This is a genomic window from Fusicatenibacter sp. (genome assembly GCF_050872605.1).
Taxonomy (GTDB): domain Bacteria; phylum Bacillota; class Clostridia; order Lachnospirales; family Lachnospiraceae; genus Fusicatenibacter.
On sequence record NZ_JBNMHD010000071.1, the window covers coordinates 1 to 6,472 of the forward strand.

Consider the following 6,472-nt stretch of genomic DNA (forward strand, 5'->3'; position numbering starts at 1 on the left):
AACGGTTAGCGGCCTAAAATTTAGTTTCTGAATGGGTTGAAGTAAGAGAACTCCGCCACCAAAAGTTAACTCATAAATTCCATTTTTAATTTGCCATTTTCTTCTCCAAGGAAGGTCGCGATATTGCTTTTTTATATGAAATGTTTGACCAGTAAAATCTAAAAGAGATAAAGCACATGTCAGGACACCCAAAAACAATACTATGGAATTCTCTTTACCCATAAGCCACTCCAGTTAGATCAATCCAAATTGGTCCAGGAAGTAGGGGCCTCATCAATCCCAAAGACGTTATACATCATCCAGCGCCCCATAGAAGGATTGCCCCAGTCTCTAACGGTGTACCCTTCAGTTTTAATCTTGGTACTTCCGGTTACGTCAAGGAAACAATATGTTCCAGTCAGTGTGTGTTCTTTACCGCGACCGGTGGGCTGGGTCGGAACGCCTCGAATGGACTGGTTGTAATATGTACATCTTACCGTCTTGGTGATCACAGCGGAAATCACTCCATTCAGTGCGTATTCTAAGAGACCAACATCGGAAAGCATATCAATGACCTGCTTAGCGAGGCTCGCAGGGTTGGCAAAGAATGCCCAAATGGAAAGAATATCTGCAATTAGTTCAGAAAGAGTCCATGCGGTGTTAGCATAGAAGGTGAAAGGTTCATTGATATGCTGTTCGTCGGTAACGGTGCAGTTGATAGAGAAAATCTCCTGTGTAAAGGAATTGCGATAATGCATGTAACCAAGGGGACGAGTACTTGTGCTTCCGCGAGCTGCTGCAGCGGAGAAGGTGCTTTGACGAGTAATTTTTTGCGAAGGAGAAACGGAACCATCTGCATTATATATTTTGCTGCTTACAAAACCGCTGCCGGGTACTGTAGTATGTTCTTCTTGAAGGACACCATTGCTATACTGGCAGATAGTGTAGGAACCATCTTGGTTTTTCACGGAGGAAACGATTACAGTAGGGGAACTTCTGGAAAGGGAATTGCTACCTTCTTGGTAAATGATTTCACCCCTAATTCCAGAGGCCGTAGTGGAAGAAGCTGCAAGAGCAGGGGTCGCCAGAGATAACATCATGGCGAGGCATAAAATTGTTGATAATAACTTTTTCATGTAGTCCTCCTTTCACATGGTGGCCATAATCTGGTGGTAAGATGTGTGGCCCATCGGCATTACCTCACTTCTGCACTTGATACAGGAACATTATACAATAAAAATAATAAAGTGGCAAGCAATTTTATCTATAATGGGCAATTTGTGAGCGTTGTTCATGAAATAGGATATAACGGTTTACCCGTTTATATATGAACGGGTAAACCGTTATGTTAGGATGATTAGTGAGTATATTAGGGAGACACCGTTAGCAACCCCCGCGGGAGCGCGCAAAAAGCACTTTCATACTGACGCCCAACGGGCGGCGGTGTGAAAGTGCTTTTGCGTTACTTTCTCACAGAGAAAGTAACAAAGAGGTGACTTCAGCGGAAACCTATGGTATAATAAAAGGGACAGGAGGTGCGAGTATGGCAGTCAAAATATCCGGTATGATGGGAACCGGCAGCATGGGGCATAATAACCGCAAGTTCATTACCGAGAATGTAGATCCGGCCAGAACCGAGCAGAACATCACGCTGTGCAGGGAAAATCTGAAACAGGTCTACCACGAGCTTTTCGATGAAGCCCTTGCGGAGTACAACGCAAAGAAAACCAAGACGAGAGATAAGATCCCGGACTACTATCGGCACATTGAAAAGAGCAAGCAGGAGCGGCTTTTCCATGAGGTCATCTTCCAGATCGGCAACAAGGACAACTGCGGCTGCGAGACGCCGGATGGTGAACGGGCTGCGGCAGCTCTCAAGGAGTTTGCCGAGGCGTTTCAGGAACGGAACCCGCACCTGCGGGTGTTCAATTCGGTCATTCATATGGACGAGGCCACGCCACACATCCATATAGACTTCGTACCTGTGGCAACGGAGCAGAAGCGGGGGCTTGCGAAACGGGTATCGCTGAAACAGGCGTTGGCGCAGCAGGGCTTTACAGGCCAGTCAAAACGGCAGACAGAATGGAATGCCTGGGTAAACAGTGAGAAGCTGGTGCTGGAGCAGATCGCCCAGCAGCACAGCTTTGAGGTGATCCACGGAGACGGAGGCCGACCGCATATGTCCTTGCCGGAGTACAAAGAGGCGGCGAGGGAGCTGGAGGCCGCAAGGCAGGAGATAGAAGCATCGAGGGCGGAAGTGTCGGAGCTGCAGGCGGAAAAGGAAACGCTGCAAGGCACGGTCAAGGAGTTAAAGGCAGCGAAAAAGGTGTCGTTGGATCTGGACAGAATAAAGCCGGAAGAAACGATGATGGGCAATATCAAGGGCATTACTTTGAAAGAGGTTAAGCAGCTAAAGGCATTGGCGGTACGGGGCGCAGAGGCCGAGCAGACGGTCAAGCAACAGGCCAATACCATAGAGCTTCAGAAGGCGCAGATTACCTCGCTGGAGCGGCAGCTCCGTCCGTCCATTCAGAAACGGCTGAAGGAGGCGCAGGAGCTGTCTGACCTGAAGGATGAGAACATGGCGCTGGAGTATGAACTGAACCGCCAGAAGGATCTCATGGCGAGGCTGATGCAGCGAGTAGAGGCTGCGCTGAACTTCTTGGAGGAAAAGCTGCCGGAGCAGTTTCGGCCATATGTCCAGCGGGCAAGGGCACATATCATGCCGGAGCCAAAGCAGAAGCATAGGAACGATCGAGGCATGAGCATGGGAGGAATGGAACGGTAAAAAACCGGACTTGCGTTTGCAAGTCCGGCACGGTATAATGGCTTTAGAAATTTTCCCAAAAAAAGTTTTGATAATCTAAGCGACCTGTAAGGGGTAGGGGCCCCTTATATCGTATTCCCAAAATCTCAAAAATATTCTCTCGGAAAGGGAGAAAGTCGGAGGGGAAAAAGGGGGTGAGTGGCGGCTGTGGGAATGTGGTAAACCCGTCAGGGTTTTCCATCATTTCCATGGCCGGAACGAGGGGGAAAAGGGGGAGGTGACTTTCTCTTTAAGGCCGACCAGCGGGAGGCCGCTCTTTGGCTCCCCCTTTTCCCCCTTCCCCGCCGCAGCGGTTTTCTTTTTGCTTCTTTTTCTTTTGGAGGTGGTTTTGCATGACCGAGAATTACAGAGGATGCTATGAGTACCTGTCGGCTCAGTTTGAGCAGGTGGGCGGCTATGACTTTTACCGGGAGCTGTTTCCGGACAACGAGCTGTACGGGGTCAAGTACGATGATTTCTCTCATCCGAGTGCTGTGTATCTCTACCATGGAGAAGATGAGCGGCTTCATCGGCGGAAGATGTATCACGATACCTGGGAGCAGGACTATACGGAGTTTGTGGAGCAGAATCCCTTGACACTGTGCAGCGGTCTTGTCTATCGACGGAATAAGAACCGGCTGGAGCACGCACAGCGGATGAACGCTCTTATCTTTGATTTGGACGGGGTAGGTATTGGGGAGCTGCGCAATCTCTTTCTCCGCTTTGATGGAGATCCGCAGCGTGTCCGGCGGCTGCCTATGCCGACTTTTCTTGTTCTGTCCGGAAACGGGCTGCACCTGTACTATGTGTTCAATGAGCCGATAGACCTGTACCCAAACATCAAAGTTCAGCTGAAGAGCCTCAAATATGACCTCACATTCCGTATCTGGGAGTACAAGGGGACATCCCAGCTAAAGGCGATTCAGTATCAGTCCATCAATCAGGGTTTCCGCATGGTAGGGAGCATCAACGCCAAGTACGGTACGGAGTTGGTGGCCTTCCGCACAGGGGAGCGTGTGACGCTGGATTATCTGAACGCTTACGCAATCAAGCCGGAGAACCGGGTGGATATAAATAAGCCGTTTCATCCGTCCAGAATGACGAGGGCGCAGGCGAAGGAGGCATACCCGGAATGGTATCAGCGTGTGGTGGTAGAGGGCAATAAGAGAAAAAAGAAGTGGGATATAGCCGGAAAGGTACACGGCGATGATCCGTATGCCCTTTACCATTGGTGGCTGCGGCAGATCGGCAGCATCGAGGGCGGCCATCGGTATTTCTATTTGATGTGCCTTGCTATCTACGCCTATAAATGCGATGTGCCGAAGCAGCAGCTCCGGCAGGATATGCGGACAGCGTTTGAGGACTTACAGATGGTGAAGCATGAGAACGCATTGACCGAGGAGGATATACGGAGTGCGATGGAGGCATACGACAAAGAGTATTATAACTTTACGATTGCAGATATTGAGAAACTGACCAATGTTCGAGTTGAGAGAAATAAAAGAAACGGTAGAACGCAGGAACAGCATATGGAGGTTATGCGGGCTATTCAAACAGTTACAAATCCAAATTGGAGGAAGGGAAATGGGCGGCCATCAGCGCAGCAGCGAGTATATGACTGGCGGGAGCTGCATCCGGACGGCAGACCGAAAGAGTGTATTGCCGAAACGGGACTTTCAAAGAACACGGTTTATAAGTGGTGGGACAATCCGCCAACGGTTCGGTATGAGGATGGCTGTCTGACGGTCAAAATACGCCCGTCACAGGCGTTGAGTGATCTGATACAGGAGGACTTGCGAAAGGGGCTGTAAACGCCCCAGAACGGCCTCTACGCCGTTTTTGATGGTGTGAGGGTAAAGATACTGCCCCCTCTGTTTTTGAGGCCGGGAAACCGCATAAATTAAGGCCTTTTTAAACCCATAAATGCGCACGCTGCGGCGTGACTATATAGAAAACTTGTGTTCACAGAAATGTTTCATAAAATATTTGCAATGCACTTGCAAATAGACTGGATATTGAATATACTAATGGTGCAAGCTAAGAATGACGAAGAAAGGAGTGCTATATGTATGGCTAAAGGAAATATGACGCTGAGAATGGAGCCGGAGCTGAAAGCGCAGGCGGCAGCTCTCTTTAAGTCTCTTGGAATGGATTTGAGTACGGCAACGGGAATTTTTTATCGCCAGGCACTTAGGTGTCATGGCCTTCCCTTTGAGGTTAAGGTTGACGAGCCGAATGCTGTTACCTATGCTGCAATGGAAGCGGCTGAAAAGGGAGAGGATATGTATGGCCCGTTTGATAGCGTTGCCGATTTGATGAGGGCGCTTAATGCTTAAGCCAGAATTTACGGGGCAGTTCAAACGAGATTACAAGCTTGCAATCAAGAGAGGCTGCGACCCAAAGAAGCTGGAAGAAGTAATTGCTTTGCTCTGCAATGAGAAACCGCTGCCAGAGGCATATCGTGATCATGTGCTTACGAACTCCAGAAATTATAAGGACATGAGAGAATGCCACATCGAGCCGGATTGGTTGCTGGTCTATAAGGTTTTTCAGCAGACCTTAGTTTTGAAATTGATAAGGACGGGATCTCACAGCGATTTGTTTTGAGATGTGATTCAGAAGAAAGTGTGGTGATGGAGTTTTGGCGGCATCAATTAAGGAAATTGCCGTTGATTGTGGGGTGTCAGAGCAGGCAGTCCGTGCATGGTGTCGGCGAAACCATGTTGCGAAAGATGCGAAAGCAAGTTTCGCAATCGACGAAACCACAAAAACATTGATATATCAGCATTATGGGGCTATTGAGCGAAAGCAAGTTTCGCAACATGCGAAACCAAGTTGCGAAACTTGCGAAACCTCCGAAACGACGCTGATTGCCATGTTGCAGAGTGAATTGGAGCATAAGAATCAACAGCTTGAAGTGAAGGACGAACAGATCCGGGAGTTGAATGCAAGGCTTGCGGAGAGCAACGCAGCATTGGTGGCTGCCCAGCAGACCGCACAGGCTGCGCAGGCACTTCATGCAGGAACGATACAGCAGCAGTTTCTTACTGGAGAGGCTGGAGGGGAGCCACGGGATGGGGTTATCCGAGAGGAACGAAAGCAGGGCTTTTGGAGTAAGTTTTTTGGAAAATAAAAAGGCCGTCCCGACATATGTTTAATTTGATCAGGAATCTGCATTTAAGTCTATCATTGGGCCAGGTTGGGAGCCTTCGCCTCCGGCCACCGGAAAACCTGCGGCTAAGGAAAAAGAAAACGCTTGTTACCATCAATCATATGTGTAATATTTACAATAATAATTTGCGTCAGAAATTTTAAGACAAATGGATAAGAGGAACTGTAGGGGAGGCATAATGACTCCCCTACAGTTCCTCTTTTATAACGGTTTACCCGTTTATATGTGAACGGGTAAACACACAAAAAAGATGGTGCAGAAATCTGCACCATCTTTTTTGTGTGTTAATGAGACCGATTAGAAGGCCCTTTCTTCAACTTGTTGTCATTTAGGATCATAAGAATGAAGGCAGCTATGGCTAAACAGCCAACTACAACGGTTAGCGGCCTAAAATTTAGTTTCTGAATGGGTTGAAGTAAGAGAACTCCGCCACCAAAAGTTAACTCATAAATTCCATTTTTAATTTGCCATTTTCTTCTCCAAGGAAGGTCGCGATATTGCTTTTTTATATGAAA

At 48.3% G+C, this 6,472-nt stretch carries 8 protein-coding genes; 5 read left to right on the forward strand and 3 right to left on the reverse strand.

The window, feature by feature from the left end; genetic code table 11:
- Both ACY2VT_RS13950 and ACY2VT_RS13955 read right to left on the reverse strand, forming a co-directional pair.
- On the reverse strand, positions 1 to 222 hold a 222-nt coding region (locus ACY2VT_RS13950), incomplete at its 3' end, for a hypothetical protein (RefSeq protein ID WP_461880295.1).
- Positions 223 to 239: 17 nt separating this feature from the next.
- Positions 240 to 1,115 carry a hypothetical protein gene (locus ACY2VT_RS13955; RefSeq protein WP_461880296.1) on the reverse strand — a complete coding sequence of 292 codons (876 nt, stop codon included), beginning with the start codon at positions 1,113 to 1,115 and terminating at the stop codon, positions 240 to 242.
- 407 nt (positions 1,116 to 1,522) lie between these two features.
- Here ACY2VT_RS13955 and ACY2VT_RS13960 point away from each other — a divergent pair, with 407 nt between their 5' ends.
- The 5 genes from ACY2VT_RS13960 to ACY2VT_RS13980 all read left to right on the forward strand — a co-directional run bounded on the left by ACY2VT_RS13960 (position 1,523) and on the right by ACY2VT_RS13980 (position 5,918).
- On the forward strand, positions 1,523 to 2,767 hold the full coding sequence (locus ACY2VT_RS13960; protein ID WP_461880297.1) for a plasmid recombination protein: 1,245 nt from the start codon (positions 1,523 to 1,525) through the stop codon (positions 2,765 to 2,767).
- 371 nt (positions 2,768 to 3,138) lie between these two features.
- On the forward strand, positions 3,139 to 4,596 hold the full coding sequence (locus tag ACY2VT_RS13965; protein ID WP_461880298.1) for a hypothetical protein: 1,458 nt from the start codon (positions 3,139 to 3,141) through the stop codon (positions 4,594 to 4,596).
- Between the two features lie 258 nt (positions 4,597 to 4,854).
- Positions 4,855 to 5,121 carry a type II toxin-antitoxin system RelB/DinJ family antitoxin gene (locus tag ACY2VT_RS13970; protein WP_102286716.1) on the forward strand — a complete coding sequence of 89 codons (267 nt, stop codon included), beginning with the start codon at positions 4,855 to 4,857 and terminating at the stop codon, positions 5,119 to 5,121.
- Complete coding sequence (locus ACY2VT_RS13975) at positions 5,114 to 5,392, forward strand: type II toxin-antitoxin system YafQ family toxin (RefSeq protein ID WP_461880299.1); 279 nt, start codon at positions 5,114 to 5,116, stop codon at positions 5,390 to 5,392. Before ACY2VT_RS13970 ends, ACY2VT_RS13975 begins: the two co-directional genes overlap by 8 nt.
- Positions 5,393 to 5,426: 34 nt before the next feature.
- Positions 5,427 to 5,918, forward strand: coding sequence for a hypothetical protein (locus ACY2VT_RS13980; protein ID WP_461880300.1), 492 nt, complete (start codon positions 5,427 to 5,429; stop codon positions 5,916 to 5,918).
- Between the two features lie 323 nt (positions 5,919 to 6,241).
- On the opposite strand, the gene ACY2VT_RS13985 is transcribed toward ACY2VT_RS13980, so the two are convergent.
- Positions 6,242 to 6,472, reverse strand: a 231-nt coding sequence (locus ACY2VT_RS13985; protein ID WP_461880301.1) for a hypothetical protein, incomplete at its 5' end; no start/stop codon positions are given.